16 protein-coding genes are annotated in these 16,877 nt (G+C 45.3%); 12 read left to right on the top strand and 4 right to left on the bottom strand.

Annotation, left to right across the window (positions count from 1 at the left end):
- Positions 1-10 precede the first annotated feature (10 nt).
- The 5 genes from terC (at position 11) to IB222_RS24270 (ending at position 4,289) form a co-directional block, all read left to right on the top strand.
- Positions 11-1,051, top strand: a complete 1,041-nt coding sequence (gene terC, locus IB222_RS24290) for a tellurium resistance membrane protein TerC (RefSeq protein WP_000255079.1) — start codon at positions 11-13, stop codon at positions 1,049-1,051.
- A 48-nt stretch (positions 1,052-1,099) separates the two neighbouring features.
- Positions 1,100-1,678, top strand: a complete 579-nt coding sequence (gene terD / locus IB222_RS24285) for a tellurium resistance membrane protein TerD (protein WP_015062976.1) — start codon at positions 1,100-1,102, stop codon at positions 1,676-1,678.
- A gap of 69 nt (positions 1,679-1,747) precedes the next feature.
- A complete protein-coding gene (locus IB222_RS24280; RefSeq protein WP_015062975.1) occupies positions 1,748-2,323 on the top strand; it encodes a TerD family protein in 576 nt (191 codons plus the stop codon).
- Positions 2,324-2,381: 58 nt separating this feature from the next.
- Positions 2,382-3,032 (top strand): hypothetical protein, encoded by a 651-nt coding sequence (locus tag IB222_RS24275; RefSeq protein WP_105318587.1) that lies wholly within the window; start codon positions 2,382-2,384, stop codon positions 3,030-3,032.
- Between the two features lie 15 nt (positions 3,033-3,047).
- Entirely contained in the window at positions 3,048-4,289 is a 1,242-nt protein-coding gene (locus IB222_RS24270; RefSeq protein WP_015062974.1) for a VWA domain-containing protein, read from the top strand.
- 147 nt (positions 4,290-4,436) lie between these two features.
- Here the strand turns inward: IB222_RS24270 and IB222_RS24265 are convergent, their stop codons facing one another.
- Positions 4,437-5,117, bottom strand: coding sequence for an HAD family hydrolase (locus IB222_RS24265; protein WP_032610522.1), 681 nt, complete (start codon positions 5,115-5,117; stop codon positions 4,437-4,439).
- A 313-nt stretch (positions 5,118-5,430) separates the two neighbouring features.
- Between IB222_RS24265 and IB222_RS24260 the strand changes: the two genes are divergently transcribed.
- The 4 genes from IB222_RS24260 (at position 5,431) to IB222_RS24245 (ending at position 10,708) form a co-directional block, all read left to right on the top strand.
- On the top strand, positions 5,431-6,060 hold the full coding sequence (locus tag IB222_RS24260; protein WP_149384964.1) for a hypothetical protein: 630 nt from the start codon (positions 5,431-5,433) through the stop codon (positions 6,058-6,060).
- An 82-nt stretch (positions 6,061-6,142) separates the two neighbouring features.
- Positions 6,143-6,562 carry a hypothetical protein gene (locus IB222_RS24255; protein ID WP_223240861.1) on the top strand — a complete coding sequence of 140 codons (420 nt, stop codon included), beginning with the start codon at positions 6,143-6,145 and terminating at the stop codon, positions 6,560-6,562.
- Positions 6,563-6,835: 273 nt separating this feature from the next.
- Positions 6,836-10,177 carry a hypothetical protein gene (locus IB222_RS24250; RefSeq protein ID WP_032610447.1) on the top strand — a complete coding sequence of 1,114 codons (3,342 nt, stop codon included), beginning with the start codon at positions 6,836-6,838 and terminating at the stop codon, positions 10,175-10,177.
- A gap of 309 nt (positions 10,178-10,486) precedes the next feature.
- Positions 10,487-10,708 (top strand): hypothetical protein, encoded by a 222-nt coding sequence (locus IB222_RS24245; RefSeq protein ID WP_032610446.1) that lies wholly within the window; start codon positions 10,487-10,489, stop codon positions 10,706-10,708.
- Positions 10,709-10,914: 206 nt separating this feature from the next.
- Here IB222_RS24245 and IB222_RS24240 read toward each other — a convergent pair whose 3' ends face one another.
- Positions 10,915-11,514 (bottom strand): hypothetical protein, encoded by a 600-nt coding sequence (locus IB222_RS24240; RefSeq protein ID WP_015062969.1) that lies wholly within the window; start codon positions 11,512-11,514, stop codon positions 10,915-10,917.
- A 261-nt stretch (positions 11,515-11,775) separates the two neighbouring features.
- On the opposite strand from IB222_RS24240, the gene IB222_RS24235 reads away from it, so the two are divergent.
- A complete protein-coding gene (locus tag IB222_RS24235; protein ID WP_032610444.1) occupies positions 11,776-12,306 on the top strand; it encodes a hypothetical protein in 531 nt (176 codons plus the stop codon).
- Positions 12,307-12,526: 220 nt separating this feature from the next.
- On the opposite strand, the gene IB222_RS24230 is transcribed toward IB222_RS24235, so the two are convergent.
- A complete protein-coding gene (locus IB222_RS24230) occupies positions 12,527-12,988 on the bottom strand; it encodes a hypothetical protein (protein ID WP_058806041.1) in 462 nt (153 codons plus the stop codon).
- 8 nt (positions 12,989-12,996) lie between these two features.
- Positions 12,997-14,637, bottom strand: coding sequence for a hypothetical protein (locus IB222_RS24225; RefSeq protein ID WP_149384963.1), 1,641 nt, complete (start codon positions 14,635-14,637; stop codon positions 12,997-12,999).
- A 314-nt stretch (positions 14,638-14,951) separates the two neighbouring features.
- Here IB222_RS24225 and IB222_RS24220 point away from each other — a divergent pair, with 314 nt between their 5' ends.
- On the top strand, positions 14,952-15,209 hold the full coding sequence (locus IB222_RS24220; protein ID WP_103216141.1) for a hypothetical protein: 258 nt from the start codon (positions 14,952-14,954) through the stop codon (positions 15,207-15,209).
- A 267-nt stretch (positions 15,210-15,476) separates the two neighbouring features.
- Positions 15,477-16,823, top strand: a complete 1,347-nt coding sequence (locus IB222_RS24215; RefSeq protein ID WP_077258062.1) for an ISNCY family transposase — start codon at positions 15,477-15,479, stop codon at positions 16,821-16,823.
- Positions 16,824-16,877 lie beyond the last annotated feature (54 nt).

Genomic DNA, 16,877 nt, shown 5'->3' with positions numbered 1-16,877 from the left:
AGGGTAAAATATGGTTTCCACACACATCGGCTTCCCGACTGAAACGGTCATTGTTTTCATTGCGCTTTCAGTCGGTGCCATCTTTATTGACCTGTTTATGCACCGTGATGACAAGCCCATTTCCCTGAAGAGTGCGGCGCTCTGGTCCGTATTCTGGGTTGTGGTTGCGATGGCATTTGCCGGTTTCCTCTACATCCACCACGGTGCTGAGGTTGCCAGCCTGTTTGTAACGGGTTATGCGCTGGAGAAAGTGCTGTCGGTCGACAACCTGTTTGTCATGATGGCCATCTTCTCCTGGTTCGCCGTTCCTGATCGTTACCGCCACCGTGTTCTCTACTGGGGGATCATTGGTGCCATCGTCTTCAGGGGCATCTTTGTCGCCATCGGTACGAGCCTGCTGAGTCTGGGGCCGTATGTTGAAGTTGTCTTCGCTATCATCGTCGCCTGGACGGCGGTCATGATGCTTAAAAGCGGTGATGACGATGATGAAATTGAGGATTATTCCCAGCATCTGGCTTACCGCATGGTTAAACGCTTCTTCCCTATCTGGCCGAAGCTCAGAGGTCATGCTTTCCTGCTTAACCAGAAGGAAGTGGATGCCGAACTGGCGAAACCAGAAAACAGCGATGTCACCATTGGCCGTGGTAAAAAGGCGGCGCTGTATGCGACCCCTCTGTTCCTGTGTGTGGCCGTGGTTGAACTATCGGATGTTATGTTTGCGTTTGACTCGGTACCGGCAATCATTGCCGTCAGTCGTGAACCGCTTATCGTCTATAGTGCCATGATGTTTGCTATCCTGGGCCTGCGTACTCTGTACTTTGTCCTTGAAGCACTGAAACAGTACCTGGTTCATCTGGAGAAGGCCGTTATCGTGCTGCTGTTCTTCATCGCGGCAAAACTGGGCCTGAATGCGACCGATCACATTTGGCATCATGGTTACAGCATCGCGGCCACAACCAGCCTGTATGTTGTACTGGGTGTTCTGGCGCTGGGCATTCTCGCAAGCGTCATGTTCCCGGGCAAACCTGAATCTGAGGAAAAGGGGAGCTGATCCCCTGAAGTGTTAACCTGAACAATTACTAATCGAAGAGGTTATTTTATGAGTGTTTCTCTTTCCAAAGGCGGGAACGTCTCCCTGAGTAAAGCAGCTCCGTCAATGAAAAACGTCCTGGTGGGCCTTGGCTGGGATGCGCGTTCAACAGACGGTCAGGACTTTGACCTGGATGCTTCAGCTTTCCTGCTGGCCGCAAATGGCAAAGTGCGCGGCGATTCAGATTTCATCTTCTATAACAACCTGACGTCATCGGACGGTTCCGTAACGCACACCGGCGATAATCGCACCGGTGAGGGCGATGGTGATGATGAATCGCTGAAAATTAAACTGGACGCCGTCCCGTCTGAAGTTGACAAGATCATTTTCGTTGTGACTATCCACGATGCTCAGGCTCGTCGCCAGAGCTTTGGTCAGGTATCCGGTGCGTTTATTCGCCTGGTAAATGACGATAACCAGACTGAAGTTGCTCGCTACGATCTGACCGAAGATGCGTCCACTGAAACCGCCATGCTGTTTGGCGAGCTGTATCGTCACAATGGTGAGTGGAAATTCCGCGCAGTAGGCCAGGGTTATGCTGGTGGTCTGGCATCTGTATGTGCTCAGTACGGTATTAACGCGTCCTGATCGAAAAGTTACTTTTCTTATCCGGGGCTGTTTATTCAGCCCTAATTCAACTGTTTGCAGGAGCTTAAAATGGCAGTTTCTCTCGTAAAAGGCGGCAACGTATCTCTGACCAAAGAAGCACCAACCATGAATGTCGCTATGGTTGGCCTGGGCTGGGATGCCCGTGTAACCGACGGTCAGGGTTTTGACCTGGACGCTTCCGTATTTGCAGTAGGCGAAGACGGTAAAGTGCTGTCAGATGCCCATTTCATTTTCTTCAATAACAAAACCAGTCCTGATGGCGCGGTAGAGCACCAGGGTGACAACCGTACCGGTGAAGGCGACGGCGACGATGAGCAGGTCAAAATCGATCTGACCAAAGTCTCAGCAGACATCAAAAAACTGGTGTTTGCCGTTACCATCTATGATGCAGAAGCGCGTAAACAAAACTTCGGCATGGTGAGCAACAGCTTCATGCGCGTGTACAACAACGACAACGGCGCGGAAATTGCTCGTTTCGATCTGTCTGAAGACGCCTCAACCGAAACTGCAATGGTCTTTGGCGAACTGTACCGCCATGGCGCTGAATGGAAGTTTAAAGCTGTCGGCCAGGGCTTTGCTGGCGGGTTATCTGCACTGGCAACCCAGCACGGCGTGAATATTTAATAATAAAAATAAACTCAACCCCGGTGCTGTCACCGGGGTTTTTTATAGGTGTTAGCACATGGCAAAGAAAAAAGATGATGGTTCAGCAGTAATACTACTTTTTATTGTGGCTTTTTTTGTGTTCCTGCCGTTTCTGATATTCGGGATGTTTTTCTACCGAAAGCTAAAAAGAAAATATTCAGCTATCCCCAACATTCAACGTGTATATGATATTGGCGTCATTTTTAAAACGTTAAGTGCCTCTATCGCAGTTATTGTGGTTTCAGCAGTGCTCGTTCTGCAACTCAGTGCGCTTCCCGTCAAATTTGTATCGCCAGAAATATCACATTATATAGCAAGAGTTATGTTCGTTCTCTATCCACTTGTAATGATCTGGCCAATGAAAAAAATGGCGGAACGCATCGCCATAGAATATTTCGGTATAATTTTTAACGACAATGACAGAACGATAATTCTTCCAGCAGATTTAGGCAATATGGGATTGGGTGACTGGCTTCGTCTCAAGTTTCTGAGCAGGATGGGTGAGCAAGACAGCATTGAGATTCGAAAAATATCGAATATCACACGCGAGAAAGGTGTCAACTTCTATATCCATGGTGATTTCGGATCCCGACGCATCAACTTTTCGAACAAGCAAAAGCGCGATGGGTGTATTTCAGCACTTCAGGCCAGAACCCGGGTAAAGGGTGGCAGAGACTACGGTTACTAAACAAGGAACAGAGTCATGCAATTACAGTCAGGTCAAAATATCCTTCTATCTTCATCATCAGTCACTCTTAATTTGCGATACCCGGTACGTCCCGGTTTTAACGGCGAACCCGACACCTGCGTTTTCATGCTCAACGCACAAGGTAAGGTGAGCGGTGATAACGATTTCATCTTTTTCAATAACCTGAGTTCACCGGAGGGGGCTTTAAAACTGACGGCAGGGACGCAGCAATCAAGCGTACATATTGATCTTAACCGCGTTTCCTCGGCTGTTCAGAAAATCGCCATAACCCTCGTGATAGACGGAAGCGATACTATTACAGGCTTGCAGAATCTGAATTTGCAGGCCTCCGGTATTGCATCGTTTGATCCCGAAACAGCAGGGCGCAGCGAGAAAGCTATTATCGTGGCGGAGGTGTATCGCCATAACGGCAGTTGGAAGCTACGGGCGCTTGGCCTCGGTTTCAACGGTGGGCTTGAGCCCCTGGCGATGAGTTATGGTGTTGATGTTGCACAGACAGCTCCGCAGCCAGCACAACCTGCTCGTATCAGTCTGGAAAAGAAGCTCGAAACAAAATCTCCGCGACTTGTAAGTCTCGCTAAAAAGGCCTCAGTCAGCCTCACTAAAAATAAACTGGAAACCCTGGAGGCAGCAGTTGCGTTTGTTCTTGACGCGTCCGGCTCAATGAGTGGCCAGTTCAGTAAGGGTAACGTTCAGTCCGTGCTGGATCGCATCGCCGTCCTTGCCGCCCAGTTCGATGACGATGGCGAAATGGATGTCTGGGGCTTTGGAGAGAAGCATAAGAAGTATCCAAATGTCACTCTGGATAACCTTGACGATTACATTCAGACCATTCGTGGATCCGGAAAGCGTTCAGCCTGGGAAAATTTGCCGGGGCTTGGTGGGACTAACAATGAACCACCGGTAATGGAAGAAATTGTCGACTACTTCAAAGACTCAAAAATCCCGGTTTACATAGTGTTTATTACCGATGGCGGGATAAGCAAGACCGGAGCAATTAAGAATGCTATCCGGCGCTCAGCCAACTTCCCGATCTTCTGGAAATTTGTCGGCCTCGGTGGATCTAGCTACGGAATCCTGAAAAACCTGGATGATTTTACAGACCGCCGCGTTGATAACACCCATTTCTTTGCAATGGATGACTTCGGCTCTATCAGCGATGAAAAATTATACGATAACTTACTGGAAGAATTTAGACCGTGGATAGATGAAACAAAAAGGTTAAATATCCTTTAGCTTGCTTCCTGATAAAGCTTAATTAGAGGGCTCTGGCGAGAGACCCAGCCAGCTGGGTCTTAAAGGTATCAACGGCCAAACACTGGTCATGGACAACTGTGAAAGCTAGCCCCGGTATATTATTTAAAACGTTCATGTTGTGCGATTTTAGACCCTGAACGACTCCTTTTTTAAGCGGTGTATAAAAGCTTTTTTTCTGTCCCAACGAGGATGGAAGTGCCGCCAGTGGGCATCTTTGGCGGCTGCCAGCAATTCATAATCGCCCCGAGTGTCCCCCCAGGCTCGAAGATGATACTGATCTAATGGTCCGTAAATAGACTCCAGCCGGTTAATTTTCTGTATGCAACGACAATTGTGCCCTGTAATGCGCCCGGTCAGGATACCATTAACGCTTTCCAGCTCTGTACCGATGAGCTTGATCCCCAGTCGTTCAGCAAACGGAGCAAGTACAAGCCTCGGTGAGGCTGAGCAGAGTGTCACCTCAACATTGTTAGAAACTTCCGTTGCCACGGCCAATAGGCCTGATGCTCTCATCAGACGCCCCCAATAAAGGTTGCAATAGGCTTCGGCTTTCTCCTTGACCCACTTTTCCTCGATACCAGTGAGAAACGTTGATATTAAAATTTCTTTGAGTTCATCACGAGTTAGTTTGCGACTCAAACACCGCAGGGTAGGAAGAGCGAGTTTAACCAACCGGCGGGTGAAGACACTGTTACCGAAGGCAAAGCGCAAAAAGGGGATAAAGCTGTCATGTCGGGTAAGAGTTCCATCAAAGTCGAAAACGGAAAGAACCTTTATTTCTGCACGAAATGAATTATCCACAAGCAGCCCTTTTTGAATTAGATAAATTTTCCATATTTTATCATCTGACGAGGGTGACTCAAAGCATGTCAGAATTGGATTGGACCATGAAGATCTCGCAGTCTTACACTGCATCTTGTTATCCATGCCGTGGTCAACTAATTGTGGCCCACAACCTGGCTGTTCGTGGAACAGTTGTTCTGATTCATTTGGCGTTTAGCAACTGTTCTCTCTGGCGCTGCATTTAGGAAAGATATAATGGCGCTAAGCCATATTTTATGTAAGGGTATGATATGGTTCAGCGGATTTTCATTCACGATACTGACAACAGGATTTACCTATGACTATCGATACCGACGATTTCGATCCGATAGATGTAGATGTAGAGGTTGCAGAGGCGTTAGAGAAGCACATGGCACAGTTACGGGACCTGGAAGCATACTGGCCGTACAGCACGACAGCCGTTATTGATTGTTTTTTTGACCAGGCTACCCGGGCAACTCACGCTGAATTGTGGTTGGCTGCCTGTACAACTTTCCTGAACGGGATTGAAACCTCACTGAGGGTGACGCTTGAACTGATGGAGTCACAGGCGCATTCGCAGCCAGCCGCAACGCTGGTGGATTTAAGTGATATGGCCACACTCAGTAATGCCCTAATGAGAAGGGCGCACATGGCTGGTATGCCGGTGACGCTGCTGGCGTTTCCCGAGGAGCAGGATCTGCTGACCAAGATTGCTGAAGGTGCCCCGAAAAGGCCCTATGCGGAAATCGTGAGGGTTCGTCACAATTTATGTCACGGGAACATCCTGGAGCACATCATCACTGTGAGTGACGATTTGGGGGAGCCAGTCCGGTTATTCACACCTGAATGTATGCGTGTCCTGGCAGAGACGATGTCGGCAATCTCGAAACAATGGGTTGCAGGCATGCATCAATATTGGCGTGATAACAATTTATCTATGCCTTGAAAATTCCGGCCGGATTCTGTTCCCGGCGTCAGTTTAACGCCGGGATGAAATAATTATGATCCACAACCAGAAATAGCTGTTTATGGTTGAGAAAATATTGTGGTATAAAAATTATGTTTTTAACTTGGTGATAGTCATGGAGAAACAAATGAAAATTAAATGCATCGTATTGGCAGGAATATTTTCACTGGTATTTTCTGTTCATGCCAGCGAAACACAGAATAAAAAAAGTGATCCAGTACCTGTCTTTGGGCACGCAACAGCTGTTTCAAAAATGTGTGGTGAACTTCTCGGAGAAGCTAATCCAGTTAAGATGAGAGATGGGGCTACTAAGATACTAAACGAGACTCTTAGAAGATTACCTGATGCCGAAGTGTCAGATGAAGGGAAAAATGTAATCGAGGCATTTGTTACTCGATCAAGATCCCCGTCTGACATACCTTCTCGCTGTGAAACCAGTGTTAACGAGAGATACTGGGAAATCGTTCAGTCCAAAAAATGATCTGACGTTGGTTGACTGTAAAAAAATATTTCGCCCGTTAAGCTTCTGTCTCTAAAATATATGACTTAATGGGCTATTCAACTCCTTCCTATGTAATATATGAAGTCATTCCCCGATGATTTAATTAACGAAGGTTTAATCCACATGTTCAAAACTGATAAATTGGACAGGCTCAATTTTAATTATTTTACCTCTTCCCGTACTTCAGGTTATTTGGCTGACAATCCAATCTGGTATGATGCTTATAACAAACAAATTCGGAAGGTATAGTGAATGGGTGGCCTGGTCAGCAAAACTAACATTGATCGCCTTGAACGTTTTCATTCTCTGCTGGCGGGGCAATACTGGTCCGCCCTCGTCGATATTCCGGCAGAGGCGATTGCGGCCGGGGATACACTCCTCATCAACTCGTTGCGGTACGTGGATGACAATCTGCATACCGTCATCCTTCGTGCCCACCCTCGGCACTACGGGGAATGGGTAAACGTTGAAGTCGTTGCTGAGAACGGCTCAAAATCAACGAAAGACAAGAAACTGAATGAACATCGGTTTCTGACGGCCGATTTTCTCGCCTTGTTTGAATATCAGCCCGACCATGAATCGATCCGTCAGTCAGAGCTCAAAGGCATTCAGGACGAGGTTGCTGACCTGCAAATGCGTCTCACCGAAACACTGAAAAATCCCTCAGATCTCCGGGAACTGGCTATGAAAAGGATCGAAGACGAAGAGGCCAGTAAAAGGGGGGGCGAGTCAGACGACAGAATGCTTCCGGTCGTCAGAAATGCAGAAGATGCCGCAGTTACCATGGCGCTGGGTACGGTGCAGAATGCCCTTTCTCAGGGAATTTCCGAAGCTCAGGTTTCTCTGATGGCGAAAGTCGCGGAACGGGAAGGGAAGATTGCCGGTGCCGTAGCTAACATTATTACGTCGCGTACCGGTGCTATTACCCGGGCGCTGGAGAAAATGCATCCGTATTATGCGGAGCTGGCCGCTGCCAAGTTGGCCGGAACGCAGGAGGGCATTGAGCAGGCTAACAAAATTCAGGCCGGTGTTCTCACGCTGGAATTATTCGTCGGCAAAAACGTGACGGTAGTCGATATTGCTGAAGGCGAGCCAGCTGACAGCAGCATTCCGCTGACGCTGTGTCAGAAGAAGCTCGTAGTGGATGAGGAACTTTCAGCCTGGTGTGACATCGACGAACACTTTGATTTCAGGAGTCTTTCCGCATTCCACAAGGCGCTAAAAGATAACCCTGGGCTGGTGGAGCAAATTTTTCCGACTGAGCGATGTGTACTCGTCATGGTAACCACCCGCAGATTTATTGACTATGGTGATACCTGGGCGAATTCAGAATACAATGAAAAGAACAGCATCGTGTTTCTGATGGTCCGCAACGGGCAAAACATCAAACAAATCTATTCCCCGGTGGAAAGCCATCTTGGAGCATCACGGTTATTTCCGTCTGAAGATGAGCAGCAGGGCCACTTTCGTGGGTTTGACGGTACCACCATCAAATTTGAAGATGTGGCCTATACCGATCGTCTCAAATCCCATGACCTGATGGCTCTGCATTACCGACGTCTGCTTATCATGCTGTTTGGTCTTGACCAGCGGCTGGCTCTCTTTGGTCAGTTCTATCCCAAGCATGAAAAGGCTAATTTCCTGAATCTGAGCTTCCAGGAGCGGTACTTCCATTTTCTGCACGATGAAGACGGCACAGGGCTGCTGGCATCACCAGACTCGCAGACGCTCGATGAATTTATTAGTGAAAAAAACTCCTATATGCAACCGGGCTCGCGGCTGCTCTGCAACTGGCGTGAGCTTATGACCCCCAGAACAGCACCTGGTGCCGTCAAAGAGGACAGCAGCTATTCAGGGTACTCCTTCATCGCTGAACCAGAGAATAATGTCTCTGCTGCGGTTGTGTATCGTCAGGGAGATAGTCTGGCAGTTGATGTGGCGGTGAAGCGCTACAGAACAGATAAGATGTTTAACTGTAAGGTAAACGTTTCTGGCTACAGGCCGTGGCGCCGGGGAGAAGCAGAGCTTGCATATCTGTGCCTGGATGCAGTGGGCCCGGAGGAACTGAACCGTTTTATCCAGCAGCGCAAATTCCGGAGTAACCACCTTTTTTACATTCGATTTTTTAAGGCCGCAATCAAATTCCTGGAGCAGGAACGTGAAAGAGAATTGCCGCACCGGCAATATCTGCTGACTGCAATGCAGGATTCGGGGTTGCGCCTGCCGGTGAACATTCATGAACTGATTCATCAGTGCATTGCTTCATGGAAGACCGGTAACCGTGGCGTTTCGCTTGATGATGGAATGCGTTTCGAAAAAGGGCGCCAGGCCCTGCTGAATCAACTTTACAGGCTCACTCAGGGTGCAAGCGAAATGGCATCGGTCATTCAGGAGCAGGTAACTGCGTCCGGATCGCAACTGCTTCGGGCCGGGGTCAACTCGTCAGGGAATTACGTCGCGTTTATCGCGCCTAAACCCTATGAGTGTGATAACAGACTTGAAGCTCATGCGTGGGTCCATCGTGTTGTCTATGCAACCGGAAAACGAAACATTCGGGAAACCAGCAGATCCTGGGTCTCTATGCCGGAGCGTTCGGCATCCGAAATTACCCTTTGGGAAGATGAGGAGCAGTCTAGGAAATGGTACTCCATGAAACCGGTATTCAGTTCGTGGGCCGAAAAACAAAAGCTATTTGAAATGTGCGAAAAAGGTGCGGAATTACTGAAAGGGGCCATGGGCAAGTCGGGACATGAGGAATATAGCGATCTTTTTGAGATGTGGGGAGATGCTTATATTGCATGCAACTCCAACTCTGGCGCGGAATACGTAACAACCCCGGATATGTTCCTCCCGGTTGGCTTGATTAAGTCACGAAACTCATTACAGCTAATTGCATTAGGGACATGCTCAACGGAGCAATGGATGTATGCCCGGGCAGGGGATGATGACACACGGGAGCTGTTGCTGGAGTTGTATACCAGTTGGTATGAATGCCCGGATAAAGCGCGAGCAAGGGTCCTGTCGATGGCAGAGAAAAACTCAGGTCTGAGGTTTGTGTTGCTTGAAGGAAAGGCAAAGAAACTGGAGCGGTTTGTTGTCAAACGGCCAGAAGAGATTGTTAACTGGCATGCCGGTGATTTAAAGGAATTCCCGACAATGCTGAATGATCAATGGGCATGTCACATGGCAATGGTCAGTCGGAATGATAAAGTTTATCTGACGCCGGATTTGCTGGATGATGATGGCCTACCAAATTTTAATGAAGTCACAAGGCAGGAGCCCGGAGACGGTTATCAACCCGTCAATGTCTATGAATTTGAGAGTGATTATTTTAACGCGATCTATGATGCAGACGGTAAGAAAGTGGTACTTTGTCACTGGTATGATGTGACGGGTGATTCATATACTGCTGAAGATCTTACAGGGAATATGCCTCATGACGCATTTAAATTCCTTCAGTATAGGCTGGATAATATCGAGCAGGCTGAGGCATTTATCAAATACAGAAACCGTAATTATCAGTCCCGAGAAAATTCAGATTGGCCCGAACCGCCTGAAGGTGTAAAGCGTTACGTCATCAGAGCCCGAAGCTAAGTGAGCAACATTAAGCTAAAAGTTCAGTATGGAAATAGATAAATCATACTGAACAATAAATATAACTTTATGCATAACACTATGACGGTATCTTATTAGCAGGTGCTTCGGAAAAAAGTAACTTTCCAAAGGTAAGTAAGCGCAGCGGGAGATATGCTAACATGAATACATCACGGGGACAGTGCTGGATACTGGCCAATCCATAATTTGCATATGATTAAAATGTACTTAGATGTTGCAATACTGATGAATTGTGTTAAAAGATAGCCGTCGTTACCTAAGTTAAATTTTATGAAGTATGGTACTGTTATGGCTAAGAAAAATTTATACTCGGAAGAGATTGTGATTGCCAAAAAGCAACTCAATCAGCTATCCACGCTTAAAGATAAAGTCAGCCTGCTAACGCGTCAGTGGGAAGGTGATATTGGCAAAAATCTGCCTGGTTACACTGAGCTATATGCTCACGTGGAAAGAATTGAAAGACAGATTCATGAACAAATTGGTAGCTGGAAGAAAAGTCCTACAATGTAAGATTACGGCGATCCATTCTGAAGCGGTGTATTTGGTTCAAGAATGCATAAATAACATTCCTTTATAACTCAATTACCCGCTTTTAAATCTCTTTATTTTCAATCCCGCTCATCCATTTGAGGAACTTTGCGCGGAAGTTCAGCGGCATCATAAACTGTATGGGACAGTAAGAATTGCACTGACATTAACTGGTACAAAATGCAGGGCTATTGAATCCCTTCAGTGTACGCAAGCCTCACGTGTTCATCTACTGTAGCTTGGTTGCCGGGGATATATCGCGGAAAGTCCGACACGTCATTGGCATTTTTGACAATGAAAGAAGGGTATCCAAACTGCTCGGCAGCAATATCGATATAAAAAGTCATTCCTCCAGCACTCAGCTCACACCAGTAGTGGCCATGTCCTCCATACTCATTGAAAAGACCTCCATTATCTGTACCATTCCCGCCGCGTATACTTGCGACCATGCCTCTGAGTCGTGCAAATTTACAAACCAATATACATGCGAACATGCATGTTCCGGTTGTGTCACTTGTTCCAATTTCCTTAAGGTTCTCTTTTAAGGACTTATGGGCTTCTTCTGCAAGCTCCAGGATTGGCGTAAGAACTAAAATAGATGTCTTGTCAGTCACGAATAATGTCTCCGGTAAACAGAACAATGGTAAGGCTAGAATCCCGTTTAAAATAATTTTAGTATCAGGTAACAAGTACCTTGAACAAAGCACTTGATTCACACAGATCAATAAAAACCTTTCGAATAAGGAAAATACGAAAATTTGTGAAAGTACATTATCGAGTTTTAACATGAATCTATTCTGAGTCGCAAGGGTTTTCAGTTCGGACAGAAGGATTCTAAAATTTCATGAAGTCGTCCAACCGTCTTTAACTACTAGGTAACAAACCATAATTATTGATTTCATGAAAATAATTAAACTCAGAAATTGTGTTGTTGAGGTTATTAGAGATGGATATAGGATGTGGTATATTTGTTTGGAAATAAAAACAAAGGTTAGAACTCAGCTTTCGTACAATCTAGTTCAATCAAATTATGACGCTTAGGAGTATAAATGAGCATTAACGACAAAGATTTTAGTTCTTTAACAGTAGAGCAATATGGCTGGAATTTGGGGGTTTTTAATCATTCAACCCCATTTACATCACACTTTATTTATGTCTACGATTGTTATAAACAGTATGTTGGATTGATTTCCATTTCACAGGAGGATTTTAACACCACTAAAATTTCCACATCGTTAAGCATTCATATGTGTGTGGCAAAGCTAGGTAAAATCCTTAAGAAAATGTCAAATAAAAAGGCTTTGTCACAAACGGAAGAAACTGAATTGGCCCCTCTTATTATTAATTATGTAAAGCAAACGATGACTTTTAGGCAATGGGTAAGTCAATCAGAATTAAATCAACGCATGCATTTTCTAATTAATATCTACGGTTCTAAAGATGATAAAAAAGGGGAGGTGGTTCTACGACCATTAATTTCGAATCCAGATGCCTTAATTTTAACACCGACGGAAGTCATTGAATTGAACACGCAAGTTATTAAAGCTGATCGTATGCGACATCCGGAATGGTTCCGTTAAGCAGATTTACCGCATTCACCATTGGAACCTTCGCCAGTAAGAGCTCGATGGTAAAATTACAATCTGAGATGGTTCAAAACGGCTATAGAGTTTTGAACCTCAAACGGGAATATTTTCACATTCATCCTTTGAAAGAAAGTCGTGGCTAAAAGAACTGAAGTAACCCTATCAAAGCCAATTTTCCTAACGACCGGAGTTATCTACTATTTACCGGATAACATTATTTCATTTGTCCTGTCGAATACCATGCCAACGTAGATTCCGGGATGCAGATTTTTGAGGCGAATCCATCGGTAATTAAATCGAGCAGATTTGGGGCTAGTAGATTACACGGTGCTGGCCTCAGTGGTTCATAATGATGCTCCGGGTAATGAAGGCTGCTGAAAATGCCATGGGGCGCCCCTGAGGCTTTATCTGGGCCACAGAAAAGGTTAATCCACATCCGGAGGCGGTAGTCCACCGTGAAGCCGTCGATTTGCAACCATAAGTGGGGGGAGAGCACAAAATCACATCCCTTAACGGTAACTTTCCCAAGGAAGCGAAGATGTGGGATCTTAGCCTCCATCAAGGCATGGCTGAGCATTAAAGTATGCCCATCGCATTCCAGCTTTGCACTGTCTACCGCTAAAAAGGCATCATTAAGGTCAGAGAGATGTATAGGTGTGTTATTCACTGTTACCATTGTGTCTCTCAATTTTTATCCTTTGTCCTGAGATTTGCTATAGTTAAGTTAATATAAACGACTTTATCCGCAAATATTCCGCCAGACTCTCGCAAGCTAAAGCGTATGGTTTGATGATGGGTGCTGTGCATCATTTCAAGTTTAATATTTCTGTTTTCTTTTTGGTAGTCTTCAAGCGCTGATTCAGTGTGTTTACGAATATTCACAAATTTATGGTCAAAGCAGAATAACACCAGATATAGGTCAGGCGGAACGATAAATGACTGAGCAACAGAGTCTGAATACTTTGTATAAAGTTGAAATATTCCTTTTGTTATTACAGATTTTATTGGCACTTCGGTGGAATGTTCTTGTATTAACTTGGATTCGATAATGCAAACTCTCACACCTGAAGAGAAAATAGAAATATCACTTCGCCCGTTTGCGATCTGATCTTCCTGGATCACCATAAACTTTTTAAGTTCAAGGCTTGCTTTCAACCAGGTTAATAATGATGCTGTAAGGTTATTTTCATAAAACAGAATGTCGTTTTTCACACGATACAAATTACTGTTGCTGGTAATGTTCTGAATGCCAGTGAAAATAGTATTAGGCAGAAGGTCGATTGTCTTGCTTTTAACATCGTAATTATTAAATGAATCAGCTAATACACCTAGTTTAAAAGCGAGCGTCCGTATTTTTTCTGTATTTCCAAACTCAAGATGATTGGCTTGATGTTTAAGTGATCTGATTTTATTATATATATATTGTGTGTTTCTTTCACTTAATCTGACCTGCATAAAACTCTGGCGCATGTATTCTTCAAAAAGGTTCTGGAGCTCAAACAATTCTTCAATAATAGAGGTTAACTTATTTTTAGGTTCAAAGAACATTGAGTCTTTATTTTTAATATTTGAAGCCAGTGAAATGATTTCAAAAAGAGCATCGGTAAGCAGATGAAGTGGTTCAACTGTTTTTATAATGCCTTTTTCATTCCTATAAATCATAATGTAAGGCTGGTGACGTGAAAATAAATCCTGCAAGACATCTTGTGACACTGGCGTTGTAATGAAGAAAATAAGTCCCGGCTTAAGATCTTTGTTTTTCAAATGTTCTAATTTATCAATAAGTAATACTTTCCTAATCCCGTTCGCTAGAATTAGTCCGAATTCAGTTCGATAAAGATTCCAATTTCGCTTTGTTGATGTAATAAGGGATAAATCATAATTAATATTTACGAGGTTTTCATTGATTGTCGTAATTAAGTTATGAATGTAATTGTTGTGATAAGTGGCATAACTCATAATGCCAAACTTACTTTTGAGTTCGTTGATGTGTTCGACAAGTGTTTTCAAGTACGTATAAGTTGTGCTTTGAGGAACTTTTTGGAAATTGTAAGATGACCACTCTTTAGCTATATCATAGATAAAATCGCATTCTTGTGATTCAAGGAACTTAACCAAGCGATTTCTGGAACTTTTATTGCTGTTGAATTCTTCTTCAAATCTTTCGAGCTTTCTGCAAAAAATATGAACCGACAGGCAATGGCGACGTTCCTGCTCTAATAATTGATCATCCAGGAAAATCTCAGTATTTTTGTTACGACTGAAGATAGATATGGGGGCCATTTCCATTAGTTCTAACGCATTGAAATCATAAAATCTGCTCATTTATTTCGCCTGCATAGTAATTTTAATCACTAAAAGCTATTAAGCTTTTTCCTTTTTTAAACATACGAAAGCCTTTAGAAACACGATTTATACTAACGGGGCATCTAAATTCGTGATCTGTTCAATGTATTCAAAAGAGTATTGAACGCCTCATATGATATTTTCGCTCTGAAAGCGATTCCCCTAGCTTCATTAAGAGCCTTTCTTCCGGAAGCAGATTCAGGCGATTTAAGGTACTTTAAAAGTAACTTTTCAATCTCTATAGTTTTGTCATTCTGAAGTAACTGAGAGGCCATGATGGCTCCGAGCCTAAATTGAAGCTGAATATTCACTTCTTTGTGAAACTCCAGGTGCTGACGGTGGCGGTCAGCCAGCTGGCTTCCACGGACCCTGGCACGATACAAACGCATATAGTCGGCCATTTCGGCGGTATGGCGTTGACGATACCGGTTCTTGGCTGCATTGACTACATTGCGGTTATTCAATTTATACAACCGGTTTTCGCCAGCTACGCACTGGCGGCAGCGAGTCTTATGGCCATCCTTACTTTTACGGTCAATTCCGAAGTCTAACAAGCTCTTCAGAGTCTTGCATTTTCGGCACAGCTTACTTTCAACGAGTTCAGTCATGGGTATATTATGAATTGAAGTACTTCCCGAAAGTATACCCAATTCGACTATCCATTACAATTAAACGTTTTGGGTTAACATAATCCACGTTATACGCACTTATAATGTTAGAACCATTTAGTAATGTCACTTTTTATCCAGATAGAAACGTCACCTTAGAGTAAGCTAAACTGAATGCAATTCTAAGGGACTCAACGGATGTTGGTGACCATGTCAGATAAAGAAATTCATCGCTTGCCAGTGATACAGGCTGTTTGTGAAAAGCGCCTACGCCGTCGCGATGCAGCGTCACAGCTTGGCATCTCAGAACGTCAGGCGCAACGGCTTATCAATCGTTACCGGGTTTCTGGTGCTGAAGGACTTGTCAGCCGCAAACGCGGTCAACCCAGCAACCGTCGGTTGACCGAATCTCTCAAACTACGCGTACTCACGCTAATACGTGAAAACTACAGCGACTTTGGACCCACACTGGCCGCAGAAAAACTCAGAGAGCGTCATGATATCCGGCTTTCAATCGAGACTGTCCGCAACTGGATGACGTCGGACGGACTCTGGGTTCCGCATGCTCGTCGCAAGTCACGGGTTTATCAACCTCGACATCGGCGTGATTGCCTGGGTGAACTTATCCAGATCGACGGCTCCCACCATGACTGGTTTGAAGGCCGTGCGCCAAAATGCTGCCTTCTGGTATTTATCGATGATGCCACCGGCCGCCTGATGCATTTGCGGTTCAGCGAGTCAGAAACAGCCTTTGACTACATGCTGGCAACCCGGGAATACATTGAGCAGCATGGGAAACCGGTATCGCTGTACAGTGACAAACACGCAATATTTCGCGTCAGTGGTCCGGAGAACCGCAATACCACCGTTACCCAGTTCGGACGTGTGCTCTATGACCTGGCAATCGAGCTTATATGTGCCAACAGCTCTGAAGCTAAAGGCCGCGTGGAACGTGCGAATCAGACGCTTCAGGATCGACTGATCAAAGAAATGCGTCTGGAAGGTATTACCGGCATTGAGGCTGCAAATGCCTGGCTTGCCACTTTCATTGCAGACTTTAACCGCCGATTCTCACGTCCGGCCAGGTTCCCGAAAGATTTGCATCGTCCGGTGCAGGAAAGCCCCGGTGAGTTAAGAGACATCTTTGCCTGGCATGATGTTCGTACCGTGTCGAAATCACTGACATTCCAGTACGATAAGATCCTTTATCTCATGGACCCAACAGAAGAAAATAGCCGTCTTGCCGGTGAAAAAATTAAAATACTGGACTATCCCGATGGCACCCTCGCCTTCCACTATGGACACCGGAGCCTTAAGTGCCAGGCATTTGATAAGCTGGCCTGTGTCGACCAGGGGCAGATTGTCGATAACAAACGTCTCGGGACTGTACTCAGACTGGCTCAGGTAAAACAGGATGAGCGGGAAAGCGAAGGCAAACGGGAACGAAGCAAAAAATCGCCCAGCCGTAAGGCTCAGGTGCGCGTCCAGGAACAGCTCCGGGCTATCAATCCCGTTCTGGCAGACCCGAGCTTGTTTGTGGCAAGTTCAAAGCGATAGAATCGACCATCAGTGCTGCAAAGTACCGGAACAGTGAGCCCCCAAAAGGATACT

It is taken from the genome of Citrobacter sp. C13 (assembly GCF_014596815.2).
In the GTDB taxonomy this organism is placed as follows: Bacteria; Pseudomonadota; Gammaproteobacteria; order Enterobacterales; family Enterobacteriaceae; genus Citrobacter; species Citrobacter portucalensis.
This window is presented reverse-complemented; position numbering and strand designations above follow the sequence as displayed.